At 66.2% G+C, this 21,929-nt stretch carries 22 protein-coding genes; 13 read left to right on the top strand and 9 right to left on the bottom strand.

The window, feature by feature from the left end; genetic code table 11:
• Nucleotides 1-118 precede the first annotated feature (118 nt).
• Complete coding sequence (locus U7114_RS07300) at nucleotides 119-1,477, top strand: CoF synthetase (RefSeq protein ID WP_323056960.1); 1,359 nt, start codon at nucleotides 119-121, stop codon at nucleotides 1,475-1,477.
• Nucleotides 1,478-1,618: 141 nt separating this feature from the next.
• Complete coding sequence (locus tag U7114_RS07305; RefSeq protein ID WP_157241555.1) at nucleotides 1,619-2,050, top strand: CBS domain-containing protein; 432 nt, start codon at nucleotides 1,619-1,621, stop codon at nucleotides 2,048-2,050.
• Nucleotides 2,051-2,142: 92 nt separating this feature from the next.
• On the opposite strand, the gene U7114_RS07310 is transcribed toward U7114_RS07305, so the two are convergent.
• On the bottom strand, nucleotides 2,143-3,111 hold the full coding sequence (locus U7114_RS07310; protein WP_323056961.1) for a LysM domain-containing protein: 969 nt from the start codon (nucleotides 3,109-3,111) through the stop codon (nucleotides 2,143-2,145).
• A 358-nt stretch (nucleotides 3,112-3,469) separates the two neighbouring features.
• Complete coding sequence (locus U7114_RS07315) at nucleotides 3,470-4,201, bottom strand: potassium channel family protein (RefSeq protein ID WP_157241557.1); 732 nt, start codon at nucleotides 4,199-4,201, stop codon at nucleotides 3,470-3,472.
• A 70-nt stretch (nucleotides 4,202-4,271) separates the two neighbouring features.
• Between U7114_RS07315 and U7114_RS07320 the strand changes: the two genes are divergently transcribed.
• The gene (locus tag U7114_RS07320; RefSeq protein WP_157241558.1) at nucleotides 4,272-4,820 is read left to right on the top strand and encodes an acyl-CoA thioesterase; all 549 of its coding nucleotides are present in this window, start codon (nucleotides 4,272-4,274) and stop codon (nucleotides 4,818-4,820) included.
• A gap of 3 nt (nucleotides 4,821-4,823) precedes the next feature.
• Here U7114_RS07320 and U7114_RS07325 read toward each other — a convergent pair whose 3' ends face one another.
• Complete coding sequence (locus U7114_RS07325) at nucleotides 4,824-5,621, bottom strand: ABC transporter permease subunit (protein WP_323056962.1); 798 nt, start codon at nucleotides 5,619-5,621, stop codon at nucleotides 4,824-4,826.
• Nucleotides 5,618-6,541 carry an ABC transporter ATP-binding protein gene (locus U7114_RS07330; protein ID WP_323056963.1) on the bottom strand — a complete coding sequence of 308 codons (924 nt, stop codon included), beginning with the start codon at nucleotides 6,539-6,541 and terminating at the stop codon, nucleotides 5,618-5,620. The genes U7114_RS07325 and U7114_RS07330 overlap by 4 nt, the downstream gene beginning before the upstream one ends.
• Nucleotides 6,542-6,700: 159 nt before the next feature.
• Here U7114_RS07330 and trxA point away from each other — a divergent pair, with 159 nt between their 5' ends.
• Nucleotides 6,701-7,114 carry a thioredoxin gene (gene trxA / locus U7114_RS07335; RefSeq protein ID WP_323056964.1) on the top strand — a complete coding sequence of 138 codons (414 nt, stop codon included), beginning with the start codon at nucleotides 6,701-6,703 and terminating at the stop codon, nucleotides 7,112-7,114.
• A 76-nt stretch (nucleotides 7,115-7,190) separates the two neighbouring features.
• On the opposite strand, the gene U7114_RS07340 is transcribed toward trxA, so the two are convergent.
• Nucleotides 7,191-7,469, bottom strand: a complete 279-nt coding sequence (locus tag U7114_RS07340) for a putative quinol monooxygenase (protein WP_104999812.1) — start codon at nucleotides 7,467-7,469, stop codon at nucleotides 7,191-7,193.
• A gap of 113 nt (nucleotides 7,470-7,582) precedes the next feature.
• Between U7114_RS07340 and U7114_RS07345 the strand changes: the two genes are divergently transcribed.
• Both U7114_RS07345 and U7114_RS07350 read left to right on the top strand, forming a co-directional pair.
• Nucleotides 7,583-9,259 carry an AMP-binding protein gene (locus tag U7114_RS07345; RefSeq protein WP_323056965.1) on the top strand — a complete coding sequence of 559 codons (1,677 nt, stop codon included), beginning with the start codon at nucleotides 7,583-7,585 and terminating at the stop codon, nucleotides 9,257-9,259.
• Nucleotides 9,260-9,412: 153 nt separating this feature from the next.
• Entirely contained in the window at nucleotides 9,413-10,354 is a 942-nt protein-coding gene (locus U7114_RS07350; protein WP_157241562.1) for a hypothetical protein, read from the top strand.
• 45 nt (nucleotides 10,355-10,399) lie between these two features.
• Here U7114_RS07350 and U7114_RS07355 read toward each other — a convergent pair whose 3' ends face one another.
• On the bottom strand, nucleotides 10,400-11,383 hold the full coding sequence (locus U7114_RS07355) for a DNA-3-methyladenine glycosylase family protein (RefSeq protein WP_157241563.1): 984 nt from the start codon (nucleotides 11,381-11,383) through the stop codon (nucleotides 10,400-10,402).
• Nucleotides 11,384-11,546: 163 nt separating this feature from the next.
• On the opposite strand from U7114_RS07355, the gene U7114_RS07360 reads away from it, so the two are divergent.
• From U7114_RS07360 to U7114_RS07385, 6 genes are read left to right on the top strand one after another with little or no spacing between them, the layout of a single operon-like run.
• Nucleotides 11,547-11,954 (top strand): VOC family protein, encoded by a 408-nt coding sequence (locus U7114_RS07360; RefSeq protein WP_157243009.1) that lies wholly within the window; start codon nucleotides 11,547-11,549, stop codon nucleotides 11,952-11,954.
• 36 nt (nucleotides 11,955-11,990) lie between these two features.
• The gene (locus U7114_RS07365) at nucleotides 11,991-13,376 is read left to right on the top strand and encodes a cystathionine beta-synthase (RefSeq protein WP_323056966.1); all 1,386 of its coding nucleotides are present in this window, start codon (nucleotides 11,991-11,993) and stop codon (nucleotides 13,374-13,376) included.
• 39 nt (nucleotides 13,377-13,415) lie between these two features.
• Nucleotides 13,416-14,579: a cystathionine gamma-synthase gene (locus U7114_RS07370; protein WP_157241565.1), complete on the top strand. Its 1,164-nt coding sequence runs from the start codon at nucleotides 13,416-13,418 to the stop codon at nucleotides 14,577-14,579.
• Between the two features lie 50 nt (nucleotides 14,580-14,629).
• Nucleotides 14,630-15,121: a winged helix-turn-helix transcriptional regulator gene (locus U7114_RS07375; RefSeq protein WP_157241566.1), complete on the top strand. Its 492-nt coding sequence runs from the start codon at nucleotides 14,630-14,632 to the stop codon at nucleotides 15,119-15,121.
• Nucleotides 15,118-16,425 (top strand): MFS transporter, encoded by a 1,308-nt coding sequence (locus U7114_RS07380; protein ID WP_323056967.1) that lies wholly within the window; start codon nucleotides 15,118-15,120, stop codon nucleotides 16,423-16,425. The genes U7114_RS07375 and U7114_RS07380 overlap by 4 nt, the downstream gene beginning before the upstream one ends.
• Nucleotides 16,426-16,459: 34 nt before the next feature.
• The gene (locus U7114_RS07385) at nucleotides 16,460-17,230 is read left to right on the top strand and encodes an SDR family oxidoreductase (protein WP_323056968.1); all 771 of its coding nucleotides are present in this window, start codon (nucleotides 16,460-16,462) and stop codon (nucleotides 17,228-17,230) included.
• Between the two features lie 74 nt (nucleotides 17,231-17,304).
• Here the strand turns inward: U7114_RS07385 and U7114_RS07390 are convergent, their stop codons facing one another.
• From U7114_RS07390 to U7114_RS07400, 3 genes are read right to left on the bottom strand one after another with little or no spacing between them, the layout of a single operon-like run.
• Complete coding sequence (locus tag U7114_RS07390; RefSeq protein WP_323056969.1) at nucleotides 17,305-18,843, bottom strand: APC family permease; 1,539 nt, start codon at nucleotides 18,841-18,843, stop codon at nucleotides 17,305-17,307.
• 13 nt (nucleotides 18,844-18,856) lie between these two features.
• Nucleotides 18,857-20,068 (bottom strand): glutathionylspermidine synthase family protein, encoded by a 1,212-nt coding sequence (locus U7114_RS07395; RefSeq protein WP_321214114.1) that lies wholly within the window; start codon nucleotides 20,066-20,068, stop codon nucleotides 18,857-18,859.
• A 2-nt stretch (nucleotides 20,069-20,070) separates the two neighbouring features.
• Entirely contained in the window at nucleotides 20,071-20,691 is a 621-nt protein-coding gene (locus U7114_RS07400) for a Tat pathway signal protein (RefSeq protein ID WP_157243011.1), read from the bottom strand.
• A gap of 196 nt (nucleotides 20,692-20,887) precedes the next feature.
• Here U7114_RS07400 and U7114_RS07405 point away from each other — a divergent pair, with 196 nt between their 5' ends.
• Entirely contained in the window at nucleotides 20,888-21,544 is a 657-nt protein-coding gene (locus U7114_RS07405) for an MOSC domain-containing protein (protein WP_157241570.1), read from the top strand.
• Nucleotides 21,545-21,929: the final 385 nt, after the last annotated feature.

Below are 21,929 nucleotides of genomic sequence, written 5' to 3' on the forward strand. Positions count from 1 at the left end.
CGCCGGACGCTGGAGGGCCTGGCGGACCTTTGAGATGGCGGCTAAACGGGTCCCTGCTTATCGTGAGTTCCTCTCCGAACATGGCGTCAGTGGAAGGCTTTCCCTTAAGCGCAGGACGGTGGCGGAGGCCTTCGCCGCGCTGCCGGAGATGGACAAGGACAGCTACATCAAACGCTGGACCATTCCTGCCCGCAGCGTGGACGGCGTGCTTCCCCGCCATGGAGTGGTTGTCGATGAATCTTCCGGAAGCTCGGGCGTTCCAACCAGCTGGGTGCGTGGCCGCGACGAACGTCTTGCCACAAGGCAGCTGCTCCAAGTTGGCTTTTCGCGCACCGCCGAGACACTGAGGAAGCAGCCGTTCGTGCTCAACTGCTTCTCACTCGGAGCATGGGCAACGGGGATGAACGTCACGACTTCCCTGACAGACGTGACAATGATCAAATCAATCGGCCCGGACCGTGACAAGGTAATCGCCACGATGCTGGAGTTCGGCCCGGATTACACCTACATCATCCTTAGCTATCCGCCCTTCCTGAAAGCCCTGTTCGACGATGATCGGATCATCTGGGAGGACTACGATATCGTGGCGGCATTCGGCGGCGAGGGCATCAGCGAGAACATGCGGGCCCACATCACGAAGTACGCCCACAGTGCCTTCGGCTCCTACGGTGCGTCCGACCTTGAGATCAACATAGCCATCGAAACGGACTACACCGTGGAGCTTCGCCAGGCGATCGCGGCCAACCCGGAACTGTCGTCACGGCTCACCCGGCAGGACGAATACGGCGTGCTCCCGATGATCTTCCAGTTCAACCCGTACGACTACCTCATCGAAACGAACGGGGACGGCGAACTCGTCGTCACGATCGTGCGCAAGGAGAACGTCAACCCGCGGATCCGTTACAACATTCATGACCGCGGACACGTGCTGCGCGTGCGTGAGCTCAACACTGTGCTTCGGGAATTTGGGCTCGAACACGTCATCCGCCAGCAGTTCCTCGATCTGCCCGTGCTCTTCCATTACGGCAGGAGCGACCTGTCCGTCGACTTCAACGGAGCAGTTGTGGCACCGGATGCATTGCGCGACGTCCTTAGCAGTGACCAGAGCCTTCTATCAGCAGTGGAAAACCATCGGCTTGTCAGTTTTGAGGATGCCTTGGGAAACCGGCAGCTTCACATCGCGCTTCAGCTCACCTCGAAAGCCACCACCGAGGGCACCTTCGAGGCAGCTTCCTACCGGACATACATCCTTGAACGACTAAGAAGCATGAACGGTGACTTCAACAACGCAATCCTTACATCACCTGATGCAAGCCTCCCGACGATTGCCTTCTATCCGCTGCGCACCGGCCCCTTCACGTCGGACGGTTCAAAGCTAAAGAACGAGTACGTCTGGCAACTTGGCCCTACGGCTCCCCAGGACTGGGAGCTGGACCTCACGTTCCGGGCCCAAAAGAGTCGGGCATCGGCTGACTGACGTGGGCCGTCCGGGGGGGCCGAAGCTGCCCCGGAACGGTGCCAGACCGCCGTCGACATCGGCACGGCCCGGGCGTAGTCTGGCAGCATCGGCGCATGTGCCCGATGCCCTGCGTCGATACCAATCGATGAAGGAGGACCAATGAGTGCCGTACGTGAATTCATGACTACGGACGCACAGTGTATTAAGGAAAACCAGTCCCTGGCAGATGCCGCCCGGATGATGAAGGACCTGGACTGCGGATCGTTGCCCATCTGCGGCGACGACGGCAAGCTGCATGGCATGATCACCGACCGTGACATCGTGATCAGGTGCGTGGCCGCCGGACGTGATCCGCGCGAAATGATGGCCAGCGAACTCGCCTCAGGCAAGCCGTACTGGATCGATGCCGACGCGAACGTTGACGCCGCCATTGAAATGATGGAAACACACCAGGTCCGCCGGCTCCCCGTGATCGCCGACCACAAGCTGGTTGGCATCATCAGCCAGGGGGACATCGCCCGCAACTACTCGGAACAGCGCGTGGGCGAACTGGTGGAGCATATCTCGGAGCGCAAGCGGATGAACGCATAGCCGGGATCTTCCTGGCGCAGTTCATGCCCTTGTCCGCGGCTCCCTGCCTTGAAGGCCAGGGACCGCGGACAAGCTATAGGCAACCTTGGCAGTCAGTTCAGCGCGATCAGGAGCATCTGGCTGGTGCCGGGGATGCAGGTCTGCAGGATGGCCCGGGGGAAGCCGCCGAAGACCGCAATCACGTCGTTGGTGGTTCCCGGGTTGGGTACCTGTCCCCGTGCCGAAACCGTGTACGTTCCATAGCCCGGGATGCTCACCGTCTCGCCCACCCCAATGCCGGAGAAACGTGCCCAGCCGCCGCAGAAATCGTGCTCCGTGATGAAGAGCGAATAGCCGTCATTGGGGGTGTAGTGGATGGGACCGATGCAGGCGTCCACCATGGCCTGGCCGCCGGCGCCCGCCACATAAATGGTGCGGACGGCGGGTGCGGCAAAGACAGGTGCCGGAGCGGCGGCTGCGGGTGCCGGGGCGGGAACGGACGCTGCAACGGGGGCGGAAGCGGGGGCCGCCGGCGCCGCAACAGGCGGGCCGGTCAGGACCAGCGTCTGGCCCGGGTAAATGATGCTGAACGGGCCGAGACCGTTGGCGGCGAGCATCGCGTTCATGTCCACGCCGTGACTGGCCGCGATGGCCCCGACAGTATCTCCGGGCACCACGGTGTAGACGTTCGGATCACCCGCAGGCGCGGGTTCAGGGGCGGGCGCGGGAGCAGGGGCAGGTGCCGGTTCAGCCGGTGGCGCCGTTTCGGGAGCCGCGGGCGCCGGAGCTTCCGCTTCCGGGGCTGGCGCTTCTGCCGCGGAAACAGCTTCCGCTGCGGCTGCCGGCACTTCAGGTGCCGCGGCTCCGGCAACCTGGCCGATCGCCGTCGTGCTTTGGGTCAGCGACGCGGGAGGCGCCGCCAGGGCACCGACGCCGACGGCGGCCACCACAGCGGCAGTGGCCATGCCGGCCCACAGCTTGTTGCTGATGGCCGGCCGCACGCCGGTGAGGTCGGTGCGGGGTTCATCGGTGGCAAAGCTCCTGCTGGGGCCTTCGGGAGTGGAGAGGTATGGCTGGTTCATGGGTAGCCCATCCGGGTTCGGTCCAGGCAGGCTGGCGCTGTGCGCTTCAGCAGGCAGGACGGATTCAGGGAGTATGCGCGCCGGCCGCCCCCAGCTGTTGCCGGGCTGCACAAAAGGCGCGTAATGGAGCGTCCGCATACCCAGAAAATACGGAGGCCCCGTGAAGAGGCAGGACCCCCGGGAAGCCAGCCCGGGGGACCCGCCCGCACGTGTCAGGTCCTAGGAATCCCGAGTCTAGGAAGGGAGCACGGCGGGCGGCACCAGTAGGAAATACCCGAATATTTGCGCGGGATACCCGATAACGCGGCACCGACTACTCAACCGCCGGCAACCCGATACTTGCCCGCAGCCGGGCGGACTACGGCGTGCGCCGCTCCTGCAGCTCGGCGATCTCGGCCCGGAGCGCAGCAATTTCCGCCACGAGCCCCGCCATTTCGGCACGGACCGGCTCCTCCGCCTCGGACACAGCCTCGGCGGTATCCTCCACCCGCTGGACCAGCCACGACGCAATGGACGCTGTCACCACACCCAGGACGGCAATGCCGCTCATCATCAACGCAGCCGCCACCATGCGGCCGATCGGCGTCACCGGGTACATGTCGCCGTAACCCACGGTGGTGATGGTGGTCATGGCCCACCAAAGGGCATCGCCGAAGGTAATGATCTTCGCGTCCGGTGCGGACTGCTCCGCATCCAGGACCGCGAGGGCTCCAACGAACACCAGCATCGTGGCCGAGCCCACCACGTAGGTGACCACGCGTCCCCTGAGCGTGTCGCCCAGCGTCCGGTGCAGCACGGACAGGAGCGTCACCAGGCGGAGGAGGCGCAGCGGCCGGAAGAACGGCAGGGCCACAATCACCAGTTCATGCAGGTTCCGGATGAACCAGGTGCTGCGGTCGCCCGCGAGCCACAGGTTTGCCAGGTAGTCCACCACGAAGATGCCCCATGTCGCCCACATGACTGCCTCGAGCCAGATGGCCGCACTGCCCTCCAGCCTGCCAATCACCTGCCATGCGTACGCTCCCAGGAAGACGAGCGCAGTCACCGTCAGCGGCCAGTCCGCCAGGTCCCGGTAGCGTTGTTGGGTCATGCAGGAAATCCTACTAACAGCTCCACCGCCGGCTGCGGCCATGCATGTTACTGGCGGGTAGCATAAGGGGATGCACCTGCTCCTGAGAACCCTCCTGATGCTCTTCCGATCCTCGCGCCGCCCGCCGGTGACGGTCTGGGACAGTGCCTCACTCCCGCTGCGGGTGCTGCCCACGGACATCGATATCGCCCTGCATGTCAACAACGGCATGTACCTGTCCCTCATGGACCTGGGCCGGTTCGACCTCATGGTGCGCAGCGGAGTCTGGAAGCGGATGCGCCGGCGCGGATGGGGCCCCGTGGTGGCCGCGGAGACCATCGCCTTCCGGAAGTCCCTCCAGCTGTGGCAGCACTACACCATCGAGACCCGTATCATCGGGCTTGATGCCAAGGCGATCTTCTTCGAGCAGCGCATGGTGGCCGACGGCGAGGTCTACGCCCGCGCGTACATCGCCACCCGGCTGGTGGCCAAGGGCCGGCCGGTCAGCCAGGAGGAGATCCTGCGCGAGTTCGGCGAGCCGCCTGCGGACCTGGTCCTCCCCGACTGGATCCACGAGTGGCGGGCGTCCAGTGCGCTGCCTGGCAGCAGGACGCCGGCGCCGCATGACTGGGAAGCGTAGCGCCTAAGCGCCCACGTCCCGCCGTTCCAGTGCGACGGCGGCCACCGCAACGAGTGCCGCCGAAATGCCCCACAGCCACGCTGCCGCCGCCCAGTCCGCCCCGTTGGCCACCGGCGAATTGCCGTACGCCCAGTGGTAGGGGCTCAGCTCCAGCAGCCACTCCACCTCCTTGCTCTGGCGCCCCACGGCGTTGAACACGTAACCGAGCACGGCCACGGTGGCGCCCGCGGCCAGTCCATAGGTCCGCCGGCCCGTGACAGTGCCGACGCACAGGGCAGCCGTTCCGCTGAGGAGCGCCAGCCCGGCAAACAGGACGGTGGCACCCAGCAGATTGTCCAGCTTGATATCCAGCTGCGCGGGCCCGTTCAGCAGCCAGACGAGCGCACAGACCAGGGCAGCAAGCAGGACCACGCGCAGGAACAGTGCCAGCGCCCGCTCCAGTACCACCTGGCCGCGGGACACACCGTGGGCCAGGGTCAGTTCCAGCTGACCCGATTCCTCGTCCCCGCCCACGGCCGCGGCGCCCCAGGCGACAGAGGCTATGGTCATCAGCATGAAGCCAAGGAGTCCGTACAGGGTGGCCTGTGCGTAGCCGGGTCCAGTGGCGATCTGGTCATAGTTCAGCGCCTTTGTCATCTCCGGGGGGAGAGCGTTGACCATGTCCTGCATTTCCGCGCTGCCGCCGAGGGACGGGTACAGCGGGAGGTAGAGGAAACAGGCTGCGGCCAGTCCGGCCGCCCAGCCCAGGGTGGAGCGCCACGTGTCGAGGAAGGCGCGGCGGAACAAGGGAAGTGTTGTCACCGCGCGTCCTCCGGCTGGCCTGAGTACATCTTGAGCACGGCTTCCTCCAGGTCAGGCTCATCGAGCACCAGGTCCGTCAGCTCAAGGGAACCCAGCATCCTGACCAGCGGCTGGATGGCGCCCTCCAGTACAGCGGACAGCGTCACGCTGCCGTCCGCCTCAAGCACCTCCACCTGTCCGATGCCGGGCACCCCCGACAGCAGCGCCACGGCGTCGGACGCCGGGATGCCGTGCGTGGCGAAGCGGACGTGGCGCACGGCCCCTTCGCGCAGCCCTTCGACCGACTCGACGGTGATGATCCGGCCATCGCGGAGGATGGCCACCGTGTCCGCCGTCTGCTGCACCTCGCTCAGGACGTGGGAGCTGAGGAAGATGGTCTGTCCGCGGTGTTTCGCCTCCCGCACCATCGCGTGGAACTCCTGCTGGACCAGCGGATCCAGGCCGCTCGTGGGTTCATCGAGGACCAGCAGTTCCGGCTGGTGCATAAACGCCTGGACCAGCCCGAGCTTCTGTTTGTTGCCCTTCGACAGCTGGCGCGTGTGGCGGTCGAGGTCCAGCCCCAGCCGCTCGGCGAGCCAGTCAATGCGCCCCGGCGGAACGGGCCCGCTGATGGCCTGGTAGTGCGCCAGCAGCTTGCGGCCCGTCACCCGGCCTTCGAGGAACAACTCTCCGGGCAGGTAGCCGATGCGGCGGCGAAGCCCGGGTCCGCCCAGCCGCGGATCAATGCCGAGGACGCGGATCTCGCCCCCGCTGGGCCGGATGATGTCCAGCAGGCAGCGCATGGTGGTGGTCTTGCCGGCGCCGTTGGGTCCGATCACGCCGAACACCGTTCCGGTCTCCACCTCGAAATCAATGCCGTGCAGCACTTCCCTGCGGCCGAACCTCTTGGTCAGGGACCGGGCGGAAACAGCGGTGGCCATGAGCCCTCCTGGACGCGAACACAGCGGCTGGTGACCCCCAGACTAGGCTCCGCGGGCGGCCGTGTACATGGAGGGCGCCCGGTTATTCCCGATCACGCGCGGAGCGAACAAGGGCTCCCTGAACAGGACAGGTCCGGGCATCACGCGTACCGTTGACACATGGCTACCCTTGACATCACAGGTGAACAGTTCGCATCCACCATCGAAGACAACGATATTGTCCTGGTGGATTTCTGGGCGGAATGGTGCGGCCCCTGCAAGCAGTTTGGGCCCACGTACTCAGCGGTCTCAGAGAAGCACCCGGATGTCCTCTTCACCAAGGTGGACACGGAGGCGGAGCAGCAGCTGGCCGCCGAGGCAGGCATCTCGTCCATCCCCACGCTGATGGCCTTCCGCGAAAAGGTGCTGGTGTTCTCGCAGCCCGGTGCGCTGAACGCCCAGCAGCTCGAACAGGTGGTGGATGCCGTGAAGGCGCTGGACATGGAGGAAGTCCATGCCCATGTGGCACGCCAGCGGGAAGAAGCCGCTGCAACGGCCGGCAGGCAGGACGGAACCCAGATCCCGGACGCCTGATCCTCCCTTAACTTCGAATGCGGGACCTCCCACTGGGAGGTCCCGCATTCGCTTTAAAGCAGCTGATTCGGACAGGCTAGATCCGTTCCACCTTGACCGGTTCCGCCAGCAGCGCGCTCAGCGATTCGTTGAGGTCCTGCACCGCGATGCCCTTGGAATGCTTGGCCAGATCCTCCTCCGACGCCCACTGCTCGGTCAGGACCAGCTTCTCTTCGGTGGCTTCGGTCAGCTCGTAACGGATGCAGCCCGGTTCGTTCACCACCTCGTCGATGGCTATTTCGAGCGCCAGCTTTACACGGTGGAACTCGCCGTCGTTGGGGATGAACGTTGCCTGCAGGTCAATGGGTGAACTCATGGATTTCACAATACCGGCAGCAGGGGAGGGCTTTGCCTCTGTTGCGCCGGACACCCGGGTGTTGTGGTTCCGCGGTGCTTTTATTGCCGGGGGCCACTTGGTAGCGTGCCACCATGCGCGCTTACACAGCCGGGGACACTGACGTCCCGCTGCTCGAAGAGACCATCGGCACGAACTTTGAGCGGGTGGTGGAGCGGTTCCCCTTCCACGACGCGCTGATTGAGGCGGCGCCTGTTCCCGGGGCGGATGCGCGCCGCTGGAGCTACACAAAAATGAATGACGACGTCGACAGGCTGGCGCGTGCGCTCCTCGCCATGGGCGTCGCCAAAGGGGACCGGGTGGGGATCTGGAGCCCGAACTGCGCCGAGTGGACGCTGCTGCAGTACGCCACGGCCAAGGCCGGCGCCATCCTGGTGAACGTCAACCCGGCCTACCGCAGCCACGAGCTGGAATTCGTGGTGAAGCAGAACGGCATGCGGATGCTGGTCACGGCGCCGTCGGACCGGAACAGCGACTACGTGGGGATGGCCCGCCGGGCGCTCGCAGGGTGCCCCGACCTGCGCCAGCTGGTCTTCCTTCCCTCGCCTGGCGGGGAAGGGCTCGACGCCGGCGTCCCCCTCAGTGACGCGGAACTGACCTACGCCGAGCTGCTTCGACGGGCGGACGACGTCGGACATTCCGGCCTGAAGGCCCGCATGGCTGAACTCGGACCGCACGATCCCATCAACCTGCAGTACACGTCCGGGACCACGGGATTCCCCAAAGGAGCCACCCTGACGCACCACAACATCCTGAACAACGGGTTTTCCATTGGCGAGCTGCTCGGCTACACGGAACACGACAGGGTAGTGATACCCGTGCCCTTCTACCATTGCTTCGGCATGGTGATCGGCAACCTGAACGCGCTGAGCCACGGTGCGGCCACCATCATCCCCGGCCGCGGTTTCAGCGCGGCTGCCGCCCTGGAAGCTGTCCAGGATTTCGGCGGCACGTCGCTGTACGGCGTGCCCACCATGTTCATCGCCGAACTCGCGCTGCCCGACTTTGCGTCCTACGACCTCTCAACCTTGCGCACCGGCGTTATGGCCGGCTCCCTGTGCCCCATCGAGGTGATGAACCGGGTGATCTCGGAGATGAACATGCATGATGTTGCCATCTGCTACGGGATGACGGAGACATCCCCGGTGTCCACCATGACCCGGCAGGGCGATACCCTGCAGCACCGCACCGAAACCGTGGGACGGACCATGCCGCACCTGGAGAGCAAGATCGTGGACCCGGGCTCCGGAGATGTCCTGGAGCGCGGGCAAATCGGCGAGTTGTGCACCCGGGGCTACGCGGTGATGGAAGGGTACTGGAACCAGCCGGACAAGACGGCCGAGGCCATCGACGCCGAGGGATGGATGCACACCGGCGACCTCGCCCGCATGGACGGGGACGGCTACGTGGTGATCGAGGGCCGGATCAAGGACATGGTGATCAGGGGCGGAGAGAACATCTATCCCCGGGAAATCGAGGAGTTCCTCTACACCCACCCGTCCATCCGGGACGTGCAGGTCATCGGTGTCCCGGATGCGCAGTACGGCGAGGAACTGATGGCCTGCATCATCCTGGAACCGGGGGCGGAACCACTGGATGCTTCTGCCCTCGCCGACTTCTGCCGCGGCCGTTTGGCCCACTACAAGATCCCGCGCTACGTGGACATCCGGGCCAGCTTCCCCATGACGGTCTCCGGGAAAGTCCGCAAAGTGGAGATGCGCGAGGAAGCAGTGGCCCGGCTGGGTCTCTGACTCGCCCTCCACTGCAACCTACGGCAACGCGGGGTCACTTTCCGCCCGATAATCCGGGTTTCTCTGGCAGGGAGTGACCCCGCGTTGCCCAGGGAAGGGCGCCCTGTGGATAACGTGAGACGCTGTTCTGCCCGAACGCGCACACTGGGTGGCATGGTTACTGCGAAGCCACTCCCCGAGGAGCTCTCAAAACTGCCATTCACGGTCTATCAGGCGCGGGCCCTTGGTGTTGCGCCGAACCGTTTGCGGGCCAAGGACCTGATGGGCGCAGGACGCCTAATCCGGGTGCACGCCGGCCGCGAGCCTTCCATGGTCGAGCGGGCACGCGTTCTCTGTGCTGCTACGCCGGACGCTTGGGTGTCGCACGAGACTGCCGGTATCTTCTTCGATTTGGGTCTCCCTCCATGGCTTGGCCAGGAGCCGCTCATCCACCTCAGCAAGCCTCACGGATTACCAAGGGTCCGTCGGGCCGGGGTCATCGGTCACCGCGTGCATGTAATTCCCGGTGAAGTCATTGAGATTGACGGGATCAGGGTCAGCGGTCCCGCTCGAACGTGGCTTGACCTGGCCCATAAGCTTCCCTTGCGGTATCTCGTGGCCATGGGTGACCAACTGATCCGCACTCCCCGGCCGGAGTTGGAGTTCCGCAGCCTGCCGTTTGCCTACAAGGAAGGTCTGCGCCTTTTGATACGGCAGCATCCCAACATGAAAGGTGTCGAAAAAGCGCGACTGGCGTTGGATGAGATGCGGGTAGGGTCGGATTCCCTCCCGGAAACGTTCCTGCGGCTGGCGCTCTTGGACGCGCGCCTCCCGGAACCCGAATTGCAGCTCCGTCTCGACCCCGGCGACCCAAGGTCGCCTGCAGCCGACCTTGGGTATCGAAAGCACCGGATCGCGGTGCAGTACGACGGCGCCCATCACCGGTCGAGGGAACAACAGTCGCGCGACAACCGTCGGGACGAATTCTTCATCAACGCGGGTTGGTCCTATTTCAAGCCGAACGCAGATGACCTCGCTAACGGTTTCCAGGACCTCATAGCCAGAATCAAACGGGCCTATTCCCGCCATAACGCGGGGTCACTTTTGGGCCGATGACTGGGGTTTATCTGGCTGTATGTGACCCCGCGTTGCACCGATGAGTCAGTGCCGGCGGTGGTCCTGGATGGTCATCCGGGGGCCGAACGTCGGTTTGCGGAAGCCGCTGGCCTGGATCATCCGCACCACGCGCTGGCGGTGCCCCCGCCATGGTTCCAGCAGCCGGAGCATGCCGGCGTCGTCCGTCCGGCTGCCGGTCAACGCCGCGCCCACGTAGGCAGCCAGGTGGTAGTCACCCACCGAGACCGAGTCCGGGCAGCCGTGGGTGCGCTGCACCACCTCGGCCGCTGTCCACACGCCGATCCCCGGGATTGCCTGCAGCTTTTCGGCGGCCTCCAGCGCCGGAAGCGCGGCCAGCCGTTCAATTGCGACGGCGGAACGCAGCGCCCGCATCACGGTGGCCGAACGTTGCGGCCCCACGCCCGCCCGATGCCACTCCCAGCTGGGGACCTGCAGCCATTGGCCGGCGGTGGGAGCCAGCACCAGGCCGGCCGGAGCCAGCGCGCCGGCCTGGGGAGCGGGGGAGCCGTAGCGATGCAGAAGGTAGCGGTAGGCCCGGCGGGCCTCGATCACCGTCACTTTCTGTTCAAGGATGATCGGGACGAGCTGGTCCACCATGCGGCCGCTGGCGGGAAGCCGGACGTCGCGGCTTCGCCGCCGCGCCTCACGGACCATGCCGGGGAGGGTGGCATGGAAGGAGGGCTCGTCAAACGCCGACCAGTCGTCATCCCCGCCCAGGAGCCGCGGCACTGCCCGCACGGCCGCCGCGGCGCCCGTGCCCCAGGCCTGGACGTCCACGCAGTGCTCCAGGCCCGGGCCGCCGGCGGAGCTGAACCTCACGGCGGCCGGGCCGTCCGTCGTCGTAAACGCATTCCAGATGACGTTTCCCTGGACACTGAAGGACGGATCGCTGTTGCCGCGCAGGAGCGGACTGAGGGTCCGGGCAAGGTGGTAAGGGCCGCCCGGATACCACCGGACAGAGGCGTCCGCCGCGGCTGCCAGCCGGGCGGGAACCTCTGCAATCGTCATACAGCCATCGTCCCACGGCCCAGCGACAACAGGCGGTCGCCACCATCTTTGGCAACCGGACGCACCTGCCAAAGGCCCCTTATCCAGCCGGCATTCCGGGTCTAGAATCCCAGGTGTGGCGCGGGGCATCCGCGCCTTACCTTCGAGATTCCAGGTGAGCGCAATGGGTGGAGTGGTGCATTTCGAGATCCCCGCTGACGATCAGGAGCGGGCCAGGAAGTTCTACCGGGAGGCCCTCGGTTGGCGAATCGACGCCGTCCCGGGAATGGACTACAACATGGTCATCACCACGCCGATGGACGAGGCGACCGGCCAGCCCACGGAAGCGGGCGCCATCAACGGCGGCATGATGGCCAGAGAAGGTGAAATCACCAGTCCCGTCATCACGGTGGACGTTCCGGACATTGACGCCACCCTCAAGACCGTGGAGCGGCTGGGCGGATCGGTCGTGATGCCCAAGAACGAGATCCCCGGAATGGGCTACTTCGCCTACTTCAAGGACTCCGAGAACAACATCATGGGCCTCTGGGAGAACCTGCCACCGGACCAGCAGGCCGAGGCTGCCGGGTAACGGCATGCATGCGGGGGAAGCGGTAGCTTTGTACACATGAAGTACGCCCAGTCCATCCTGGACCTCATCGGCAATACCCCGCTCATCAAGCTCAACCACGTGACAGAAGGCATCAAGGCCACTGTCCTGGTCAAACTCGAGTACCTGAACCCTGGCGGTTCCATCAAGGACCGCATCGCGGCGAAGATGATCGAGGACGCCGAGCGGGAAGGCAAGCTGCAGCCCGGCGGCACCATCGTGGAGCCAACCTCCGGAAATACCGGAGTAGGCCTGGCCCTCGTGGCCCAGCAGAAGGGCTACAAGTGCATCTTTGTGGTCCCGGACAAGGTGGGCGAGGACAAGCGTGCCGTCCTGCAGGCCTACGGCGCCGAGGTTGTGGTGACGCCAACTGCCGTCCCGCCGGACAGCCCGCAGAGCTACTACGGTGTTTCGGACCGGATCGTCCGGGAGACCCCCGGTGCATACAAGCCGGACCAGTTCTCCAACCCCGCCGCTCCCGGCAGCCACTACCAGACCACCGGGCCGGAGATCTGGCGGGATACGGACGGCAAGGTCACCCACTGCGTGATCGGCGCCGGCACCGGCGGCACCATCACCGGCACGGGCCGCTACCTCAAGGAGGTCTCGGCTGACAGGCCGGAGTCCGACGGCGGCGTGGTCCGGATCATCGGCGCGGACCCGGAAGGTTCGGTCTACTCCGGCGGCACCGGGCGCCCGTACTTCGTGGAGGGCGTGGGGGAGGACATGTGGCCCGCGAACTACGACAAGTCCGTGCCCGACCAGGTGATCGCCGTCAGCGACGCCGACTCCTTCGCCATGACCCGGCGGCTGGCCCGCGAGGAGGGCCTGCTGGTGGGCGGGTCCTCGGGCATGGCCGTCGTGGCCGCCCTGCAGGTGGCCCAGGACCTGCCCGAGTCCGCCGTCGTCGTCGTCATCCTTCCCGACTCCGGCCGCGGCTACCTCGCCAAGATTTTCAACGACCAGTGGATGCGCTCCTACGGCTTCCTGTCCGGCGGCGAGGAGACCTCCGTGGGTGAAGTCATCAGCTCCAAGAACGGCGAGCTGCCGGACCTGGTCCACATCCACCCGAACGAGTCCGTCCGCGATGTCATCAACATCATGAACGAGTTCGGCGTCAGCCATATACCGGTCCTGTCCCAGGAGCCCCCGGTGGTCATGGGCGAGGTGCTGGGTGCCGTGGATGAGCGTACCCTCACGGCCAAGCTGTTCCGCGGCGAAGCCAAGCTCACGGACAAGATCTCCGAGCACATGGGCCCCAAGCTGCCCGTCATCGGCTCCCTGGAAACCATCTCCGCAGCGAGGGAACTGCTCACGGACGTGGACACCGTCATGGTCACGTTCGTGGGTGCACCCGTGGGCATCCTCACCCGGCACGACCTCCTGGCCTACCTCAGCAACTGAACTGCTTCACCTGACCTGCGCCACCCGTAAAGGAGCACCATGTCCACCCCGCAAAACCAAGGTTTCAACACCCGCGCCGTGCACGCCGGCCAGGCTTTCGAGCCCCGCACCGGCGCGGTGGTGCCGCCGCTGCACTTCAGTTCCACCTACGCCCAGGACGGCATTGGCGGGCTGCGCGGGGGCTATGAGTACGGCCGCGGCGGCAACCCCACCCGCGACGCCCTGCAGGAACAGCTGGCCGCGCTGGAGGGGGGCACGCACGCCTACAGCTTCAGCTCCGGGCTGGCAGCGGAAGACTCGCTGATCCGTGCCCTGGCCCGGCCCGGGGACCACATCGTGCTCGGCAACGACGCCTACGGAGGCACCTACCGGCTGATCAGCCGGGTCCTGGGCGGCTGGGGAATCGGCAATACACCGGTGGACATGGCCAACCTGGACACCGTGCGCGGGGCGGTTACTGCGAACAAAGCCCGGATCCTCTGGGTGGAAACCCCCTCCAATCCGCTGATGAAGATTACCGACATCGCGGCGCTCGCAGAGATAGCGCACGACGCCGGTGCCCTCCTGGTGGTGGACAACACCTTCGCGTCGCCCTACCTGCAGACCCCGCTCGCCCTGGGTGCCGACGTCGTGGTCCACTCCACCACCAAGTACATCGGCGGCCACTCCGACGTCGTGGGTGGCGCCGTGGTGGTCAAGGACGCGGAACTGGCGGAGAAGATCGGCTTTGTGCAGTTCGCCGTGGGCGCCGTCTCCGGCCCCATGGACGCTTTCCTCACCACCCGGGGCCTGAAGACGCTCGGCGTGCGGATGGACCGCCACAGCCTTAACGGCCAGGCCGTGGCCGAGTGGCTGCTGGAACGTCCCGAGGTGGAGGCCGTCCTCTACCCGGGCCTGCCGTCCCACCCGGGCCACGAGCTCGCCAGGAAGCAGATGCGGAGCTTCGGCGGCATGGTCTCGGTGCAGTTCAAGGGCGGTGAAGCAGCGGCGCGCAAGGTGGCGGAGTCCACGTCCGTGTTCACCCTCGCGGAATCCCTGGGCGGGATCGAGTCGCTCATGAACTACCCCTCCGAGATGACCCACGCTTCGGTCAAGGGCACCGAGCTCGCCGTTCCGGTGAACCTGCTCCGGCTGTCCTGCGGAATCGAGGATGTCGAGGACCTGGTGGCGGACCTGGAGCAGGCGTTCTCGGCCATCCCGTAAACCACGAAGGTGGCTGGCTTTCTTGAAGAAAGCCAGCTAGGGTTTTCCCTATGCCTCTTCGATCCGACTGGTCCCAACGCAGCTGCAGCATGGCCCGCGGCCTTGACGTCCTGGGCGACCCCTGGAGCATCCTGGTGCTGCGCGAAGTCTTCTTCGGGAACGGCCGCTTCGACGCCATGAAAAGCCGGCTGGAAGTGGCGGACTCCGTGCTCACCAAGCGCCTGGCGGGCCTGGTTGAGTCCGGGCTGCTGGCCAGGAAGGCCTACGACGACGGCGGCCGGACACGCCAGGAGTACGTTCTCACCCCCAAGGGTGAGGACGCCCTCCCGGTCTTGAACGCCGTCACCATCTGGGCAGAAAAGCACCTGCCGGCGCCCTCGGACCAGGCACATCTTTACGTGATCCACACCGGCTGCGGGAAACCCACCACCTCGGCGGACACCTGCACCGAATGCGGCGAACGGCTGACGGCGGCCAACACCAGCTGGCACAGCAGGGCCCGTTCAGCGGAACCGGTCCGGCTCGCCACGGCCGCCGCATGAGGGAAACCAACAGCCGCCGCCTGCACCCCGCGTGGATCGTGGCCGCCGTCGCCTTCCTTGCGCTGGTGGGAGCCGCCGGATTCCGCGCCGCCCCCGGTGTCCTGATGGTTCCGCTGCAGCAGGAGTTCGGCTGGTCCACCACGGTGTTGTCCGCGGCCGTGAGCATCAACCTCGTCCTGTTCGGGCTGACGGCACCGTTCGCGGCCGCGCTGATGGAGCGGTTCGGCGTCCGGGCAGTAACAGCCACCGCGCTGGTGCTGATCGGCACCGGCAGCGCCCTGACGGTGCTGGTGAACCAGTCGTGGCAGATCCTGCTGACCTGGGGGCTGCTCATCGGGCTTGGCACCGGATCCATGGCGCTGGTGTTCGCTGCCACGATTGCCAACACCTGGTTCGTCAGGAGCCGCGGGCTGGTGATCGGCATCCTTACCGCCGGCAGTGCGGCCGGCCAGCTGGTCTTCCTCCCGTTCATCGCCTTGCTGGCGCAGGATCCGGGCTGGCGCCAGGCATCATTGCTGATCGCCGCCGGAGCCCTGGCTGTGGTCCCGCTGGTGCTGAAGTTCCTCAAAAACTCGCCGGCCGACGTCGGGGTCCTTCCGTACGGCGAACCCGCGCTGGCAGGGGGAGTCCCCGCACCGGAGCCTCCCTCGCACAGCGGCCCTCGCAGCAATGCCGCCGTGCGTGCCCTCCAGGTCCTCCGGCGGGCCAGCCGCGTCCGGACCTTCTGGGCCCTCGTGGCCGGTTTCGCGATCTGCGGCGCCACCACCAACGGGCTGATCGGCACCCACTTCATCCCCTCCGCCCACGACCACGGCATGGCCGAAACCACCGCCGCCGGCCTGCTTGCCGTCGTCGGAATTTTCGACATTGTGGGCACCATCGCCTCGGGCTGGCTGACCGACCGGTTCAACCCCCGCATCCTGCTGGCCGTGTACTACCAGTTCCGGGGGATCGGCCTGCTGGTGCTGCCCCTCTTGCTGAGTGCCGAAGTCCAGCCGAGCATGATCGTTTTCGTCGTGATCTATGGGCTTGACTGGGTGGCCACCGTGCCGCCAACAGCAGCCATCTGCCGGGAAACGTTCGGCGCGGACGGCAGCGTGGTCTTCGGATGGGTGTTCGCCGCACACCAGCTCGGCGCGGCCGCCGCCGCCCTGGGCGCCGGTGCCATCCGGGACGCCACCGGCCAGTACACCTACGCCTGGTTCGGCGCCGCCGCGATGTGCACCGTCGCGGCGGTCATCAGCGCCACTATCCGCAGGCACGCGGTCGCCCGCGAGCCCGCCCCGGCCGGAGCGCCCTCCTGACAGCGCCCCGGGACGCCGCCGCTAGGCTGGTCCCATGGAGACCCCACCCGAAGTTCCCGTCCGAAACGTAGCCCTCGTGACGGGCGCGGGCCGCCTTGCCTCCATCGGCGCGGGTATTGCCCGGCAGCTGGCGGCGGAGGGCTGGGACCTGGTGCTGGCTTACTGGCAGGACTACGACGCCCGCATGCCGTGGGGAACTGAACCGGACGACGTCGTCCGCCTGACAGCCGAACTGGAAGCCATCGGAGCCCGGGTTTACACCCTGCCGGCGGACCTGGAGGACCCTGCCACGGCTGAGAAGCTGGTGGCTGACGCCGTTCAGCTCGCGGGCCCGCTGCACGGCATGGTGCTGAGCCACGCCGAGTCGGTCGATTCAGGGATCCTGGATACCAGCCTTGAGTCGTTCGAGCGGCACTTCGCCGTCAACACCCGTGCCAGCTGGCAGCTGATTGCCGCCTTCGCGCGGCAGGCAACGGACGACGGCGGCGCGATCGTTGCGCTGACCAGTGACCATACAGCGTTCAACCTGCCGTACGGCGCCTCGAAGGGTGCGCTGGACAGGATCGTGATTGCCGCCGCCCGGGAGCTTGGGCCGCTGGGCATCTCGGCGAACGTGCTGAACCCGGGGCCGGTGGACACCGGCTGGATGGACGACGCGGTCCGCTCGGCTGTCCTGGCCCGGCAGCCCACGGGCCGCCTCGGCACACCGGCCGACGTCGCCGGCACTGTGGCGTTCCTGCTCTCACCCGCCGGCCGCTGGGTCTCCGGCCAGCTCATCAAATCCGACGGCGGCTTCTCGGCATGACCCCTCTGCGCGCCCGGCCCAACTAGGTAGCGCTAAGTGTCGTTTTGACCCCTCAAAACGACACTTAGCGCTACTTACTTGGGGGAGGGGGCGGCGGTTTGGCCTGGGACGTTGGTCCCGGTGAAGTAGCCGCGGGTGGACGGCAGGAAACGGCAGACGACGGCGAGCACCAAGCCCAGGGCCAGCAGCAGCACCCCGCTGACGAACGCGCCGCCGACGCCGAAGATCTGGGTGTCGCCGTAGGCCGGGTCCCACATCTGGACGGCCGAGACGAAGAAGGCGGCGGTCAGCAGCAGGGCGCCAACGAGCGGAAGGATGCCCCGGAACCACAGATTCCGCCCCGACTCCCGAAGGGTGCTGCGGAAGTACCAGAAGCAGGCAAAACCGGTCAGGGCGTAATAGAACGCGATGAACAGGCTGATGGCGCTGATGGAGTCGGAGAGCAGGTTTTCGCTGAGGAAGCTCATGGCCACGTAGTACGCGATGGCCGCCGCCCCCATGACCTGGGTGGAAAAGCCGGGCGTCTGGTTCTTCGGATGCACCTCGCCGAACTTGGCCGGCAGTGCGCCGTGGACCCCCATGGAGAGGGTGCCGCGGGCGGTGGGCAGGATGGTGGTCTGGGTGGAGGACAGAACGGAGGCCAGGACCGCGACGACGATCAGCCAGCCCCACGGGCCCAGCACCACGTCCCGCATGGCCAGGAAGACGTCGTCCTGGTTGGCCTCGTTGCCCAAACCGATGCCTTCGGTGCCCACGGTGGCGTACATCATCACCAGCAGCGCGACGGACACATAGATGGCCACCAGGATGAACGCGGAAATCACGGCACCGCGGCCGGGGGTGGTGGAGGGGTTCTCGGTTTCCTCATTCACTGCAAGGCAGGTGTCCCAGCCCCAATAGATGAACAGGGCAAGGAGCACGCCGTGGACCACTGCTCCCGGATCCGCGAACGCACCTGCCGGGTTGAACCACTCGAAATCGAAGGGCTGGATGGTGGTCTCGCCGCCCGCCGAGCCCCGGACAATCCCGACGACGATGGCCAGGGCGAAGATGCCCAGCGCAATGTACTGCACATACGTCAGGACCCGCTGGACGTGCTCGCCCAGCCGGATGCCGCGGTAGTTGACCAGGGTCATGACGGCGATGAACAGCACGCCCGTGGCCGTGACCACTGCCTTGTTCTCTGCCAGGGAACCGTCGCCCACCAGGAGCCACAGATACTGTCCGGCCACCTGTGCAAGGTTTGCCAGGACCACAATGCCCGCGAGCGCCACGCCCCAGCCGCCCAGCCAGCCCGCCCAGGGGCCGAAGGTGCGGCGTGACCACGTAAAGGTGGTTCCGCAGTCCGGGATGGCACTGTTCAGCTCGCGGAACGCATAGGCGATGAACAGGACGGGGATGAAGCCCAGCAGCAGGATCAGGGGAGTGTAGTTCCCGTTGACGGCCACGATCAGGCCTAGTGTTGCCGCCAGTGAGTACACCGGCGCCGTGGAGGCAAGGCCAATCATCACGGAGTCGCCGAGATCCAGGATGCCGGCCCGGAGTCCCTTGGCCGGAACTGTGGTCCCGTGCGCGCCGCCCGGGCCTCCCGTCGTCGTAATCTCCGTGCTCATGCTGTCACCGGGTTCATAGTGCGATACCTGCTTTGCTGGAGGATGCCCCGGCCGAAAGCGGCGCCGGCGCGTCGATGGTGTTGGGCACGAAGCGGCAAAAATAATCCGTGACCGGCCCGTCAGATTCCCGGATGCCGCAGCCCACGGACTCCCCGTCCACCACCCACAGGCCGAGGACGGGATGGTTGCCGTCGAAGTCGGGCAGTTCCTGGTACTGCTGGTAGCACCAGCCTTCACGGCCGTAGCCGCCGGGCTGCTCCAGGCTGATGCCTTGCGCGTGGATCTTGATGTTGTCGCCTTCGCGGCCGTGCAGGGGCTTGGCCACCCATTCCTTCAGCGGCCCCGGCTCGTTGAGGTACGCGGGCAGCAGGTTGGGGTGCTCGGGGTAGAGGTGCCACAGCGCGGCCAGCAGGGCCTTGTTGGAGAGCAGCATCTTCCAGGCCGGCTCGATCCAGCGGGGGTTGTGGGCGCGTTCCAGCAGCCGGTGCCCGAACGGTTCCTTCATCATCAGCTCCCACGGGTAGAGCTTGAAGATGGTGCTGATCATGAAGTTGTCCAGGTCCACGAAGCGGTTGAGGTTGGGGTCCCAGCCGATATCGGACATGTTGATGCCGATGGTGGTCCAGCCCGCCTGGCTGGCCACGTCCCGCATGTAGGCCGCCGTCATCCAGTCCTCGCCGGACTCCTCGACCTCCGAGTGGGCAACGTGCAGGGTGCTCATCCCGGTGCGGTACTGCACCTTCTTCCACTGCCGGATCAGGGCTTCGTGGATGCCGTTCCACTGGTCCTTTTCCGGAAAGACGTCCTGCAGCCAGAACCACTGCGCCACCGCCGCTTCGATCAGGCCCGTGGGGGTGTCCGCGTTGTATTCGAGCATCCTGGCCGGGCCGCCCTGCCCGTCATAGATGAAGTCGAACCGGCCGTAGACGTCCACGTCCCCGGCCTGGAGGGATTCCGCGGCCAGTTCGAGGGCCTGCGGGCCGATGCCGATGTGGCCCATGGCGCCGGTGGCCAGGAACTTGGCCGCTTCCAGGCACATCTTGTGCATGTTTTCGGCCGTCGCCTCGAGGGTTTCCACCTCCTCCATGGTGAATTCGTAGTACGCAGACTCGTTCCAGTACTCGATCCGGCGCCCGTCCTCCATGGTGGTGGTGGAGAACACCAGGCCCTGCTCTTCGATCTTCTGCTTCCAGCCGGGACGGGGCTCAGACGTCAACCGCTTCACGCTCAGCCCCCCGAGACCTTGCTGCCGCCACCGCTGGTGCCGCTTTTGGCGCTGGTGCCGAAGCCGCCGCGGCTGACCGTTCCGCCCTTGGTGCTGTACCCCGTGGACGCTTTCGCGCCGCTGGGAACAGTTTTGGTGTAGTTGGGGGCTGTGGAGCGGTTCTGGCCGATGGCGGGGACGTACGCGCCGCGGGAAAAGAAGTACCAGGCATAGAGGCCGCCGCCCCTGCCGGCGGAGCTGTTGCAGTTCGTGTCTTCCACGCGCTCGCCAGTTTCGTCGTTGAAACACACCTGCGCGTACTCGGGATCATCCTGGTTGCTGGCCACCACGGCGGTGATGGTGCCGGCGAGCAGCGCCGTCACGCCCAAACCCACGACGACGGTGCGCCGCTGGGAGCGCTTCTTCCGGGAGGCTTCCTCGTTGAGCTGCCGCTCGCGGTCCCGGGCGAACGGGTCCACGGGGGTAACCGGCTCGTTGAGCAGTTCGGGGCGGAGCTCCGGCTTGGGTACCTGCCAGGGAGGAGGCTTGGCGCCGCTGTGCCCGTCTCCGGCCGGCGGGACGCCCTCGCCCGCAGGCCGGTCGCTGCCGGGCCGCCCGGGGTCCGGGTCCTTGTTCGGGTCCATGGTGTCCCCCTCCGTTGTCCACGTGAATTGGGCACAGCGCTGCACCCCCCATTGCAATCCTTAAATCAGCGTAGTCCCTGCCGGTGCCCGCTGGCCCAAGCAGCTCGCATTAAACGTCGCGAAACCGCTGTTTGGCGACATTAAATGCGGGCCGGTTGGGTGCGGGAGCTGGGAAGGGGAGCCATACACTGGAGCCATGGAAACCGCCTCCGTCCTCGCCGTGTGCCGCGTCCACCAGCTCCTGCCGGATGCCTCGAACGTGGGCGTCACCGCCATCGACAAGCGCCCCGTCGAGGGCCCGGTCAAGGTGCACCGGCTGGGCCTCCAGGGCGACATCCAGGCGAACCGCGTCCACCACGGGGGACCGGACCAGGCCCTGTACGCCTACTCCCAGCAGGATGCGGACTACTGGTCCCGTGAACTCGGGCGGGACCTGCCCCCGGGGAGCTTTGGCGAAAACCTGCGGGTGGCCGGGATCGATGTCACCGGCGCCGTGATTGGTGAGCGCTGGCGGATCGGCCTGGACGTCGAAGTGGAGGTGACCTCGCCCCGTACCCCCTGCGCCACCTTCCAGCGCCGGATGCGGGAGCCCCACTTCGTCAAGAGGTTCACGGAGGAGGGCCGGGTGGGAGCCTATCTCCGCGTCATCAGGACCGGGAGCATCCAGGCGGGAGACCATATCCACCGGCTGTATGTCCCGAAGCACGGCATCACCGTGGGCAAGTGGTTCAGCGAGCCGGATTTGGAGGCAATGGAAGCACTGCGCGACGCCGATGCCGACGGGGAGATCCGCCTGCAGCAGCCGGAGTTCGAGCAGAAGTTCGAGGCGCTGGAACGGCAGCTGGGCCGGTAGCCGCAGGCTGAAGCGGGCGGCAGGGGAGCGGTGTGCGCAAGCTCACCGCCGCCGTCGTGCCCTCAATTTCCGCTGGAGCGGGCGCGTGCCCTACACTGGAGATATCCCCCACTCCGGAAATCCCTTATTCCTGCCCAATTTTTGAGGCAGGACTGGCAAGTGTTGGGGCCCGCGCAAGCGATGCGGGCATTTTCATAGGGAGAGCCGGCTAAAGAAAACGCTGTACAGACTGCTGGGATAGCAGCCAAGAGATGCAGCGGGAAGTCCTGCCACGGGATTGCGAAAGCGCCGGACTTCTGTGACCGGCCGGTCAACGTTTGCCCGGCACCTTTGGTCACACGTACTGCGGCTCCGCTCACCTCGGGTAGTGCCGTCTGGCCCCCTA

This window comes from Pseudarthrobacter sp. C1 (assembly GCF_034720455.1).
GTDB lineage: Bacteria > Actinomycetota > Actinomycetes > Actinomycetales > Micrococcaceae > Arthrobacter.

Coding starts and splice junctions, on each gene's coding strand:
- U7114_RS07305 (WP_157241555.1), top strand. CDS start 1,619: ATGAGTGCCGTACGTGAATTCATGACTACGGACGCACAGTGTATTAAG.
- U7114_RS07310 (WP_323056961.1), bottom strand. CDS start 3,111: ATGAACCAGCCATACCTCTCCACTCCCGAAGGCCCCAGCAGGAGCTTT.
- U7114_RS07315 (WP_157241557.1), bottom strand. CDS start 4,201: ATGACCCAACAACGCTACCGGGACCTGGCGGACTGGCCGCTGACGGTG.
- U7114_RS07320 (WP_157241558.1), top strand. CDS start 4,272: ATGCACCTGCTCCTGAGAACCCTCCTGATGCTCTTCCGATCCTCGCGC.
- U7114_RS07330 (WP_323056963.1), bottom strand. CDS start 6,541: ATGGCCACCGCTGTTTCCGCCCGGTCCCTGACCAAGAGGTTCGGCCGC.
- trxA (WP_323056964.1), top strand. CDS start 6,701: ATGGCTACCCTTGACATCACAGGTGAACAGTTCGCATCCACCATCGAA.
- U7114_RS07340 (WP_104999812.1), bottom strand. CDS start 7,469: ATGAGTTCACCCATTGACCTGCAGGCAACGTTCATCCCCAACGACGGC.
- U7114_RS07345 (WP_323056965.1), top strand. CDS start 7,583: ATGCGCGCTTACACAGCCGGGGACACTGACGTCCCGCTGCTCGAAGAG.
- U7114_RS07350 (WP_157241562.1), top strand. CDS start 9,413: ATGGTTACTGCGAAGCCACTCCCCGAGGAGCTCTCAAAACTGCCATTC.
- U7114_RS07355 (WP_157241563.1), bottom strand. CDS start 11,383: ATGACGATTGCAGAGGTTCCCGCCCGGCTGGCAGCCGCGGCGGACGCC.
- U7114_RS07360 (WP_157243009.1), top strand. CDS start 11,547: ATGGGTGGAGTGGTGCATTTCGAGATCCCCGCTGACGATCAGGAGCGG.
- U7114_RS07365 (WP_323056966.1), top strand. CDS start 11,991: ATGAAGTACGCCCAGTCCATCCTGGACCTCATCGGCAATACCCCGCTC.
- U7114_RS07370 (WP_157241565.1), top strand. CDS start 13,416: ATGTCCACCCCGCAAAACCAAGGTTTCAACACCCGCGCCGTGCACGCC.
- U7114_RS07375 (WP_157241566.1), top strand. CDS start 14,630: ATGCCTCTTCGATCCGACTGGTCCCAACGCAGCTGCAGCATGGCCCGC.
- U7114_RS07380 (WP_323056967.1), top strand. CDS start 15,118: ATGAGGGAAACCAACAGCCGCCGCCTGCACCCCGCGTGGATCGTGGCC.
- U7114_RS07385 (WP_323056968.1), top strand. CDS start 16,460: ATGGAGACCCCACCCGAAGTTCCCGTCCGAAACGTAGCCCTCGTGACG.
- U7114_RS07390 (WP_323056969.1), bottom strand. CDS start 18,843: ATGAGCACGGAGATTACGACGACGGGAGGCCCGGGCGGCGCGCACGGG.
- U7114_RS07400 (WP_157243011.1), bottom strand. CDS start 20,691: ATGGACCCGAACAAGGACCCGGACCCCGGGCGGCCCGGCAGCGACCGG.
- U7114_RS07405 (WP_157241570.1), top strand. CDS start 20,888: ATGGAAACCGCCTCCGTCCTCGCCGTGTGCCGCGTCCACCAGCTCCTG.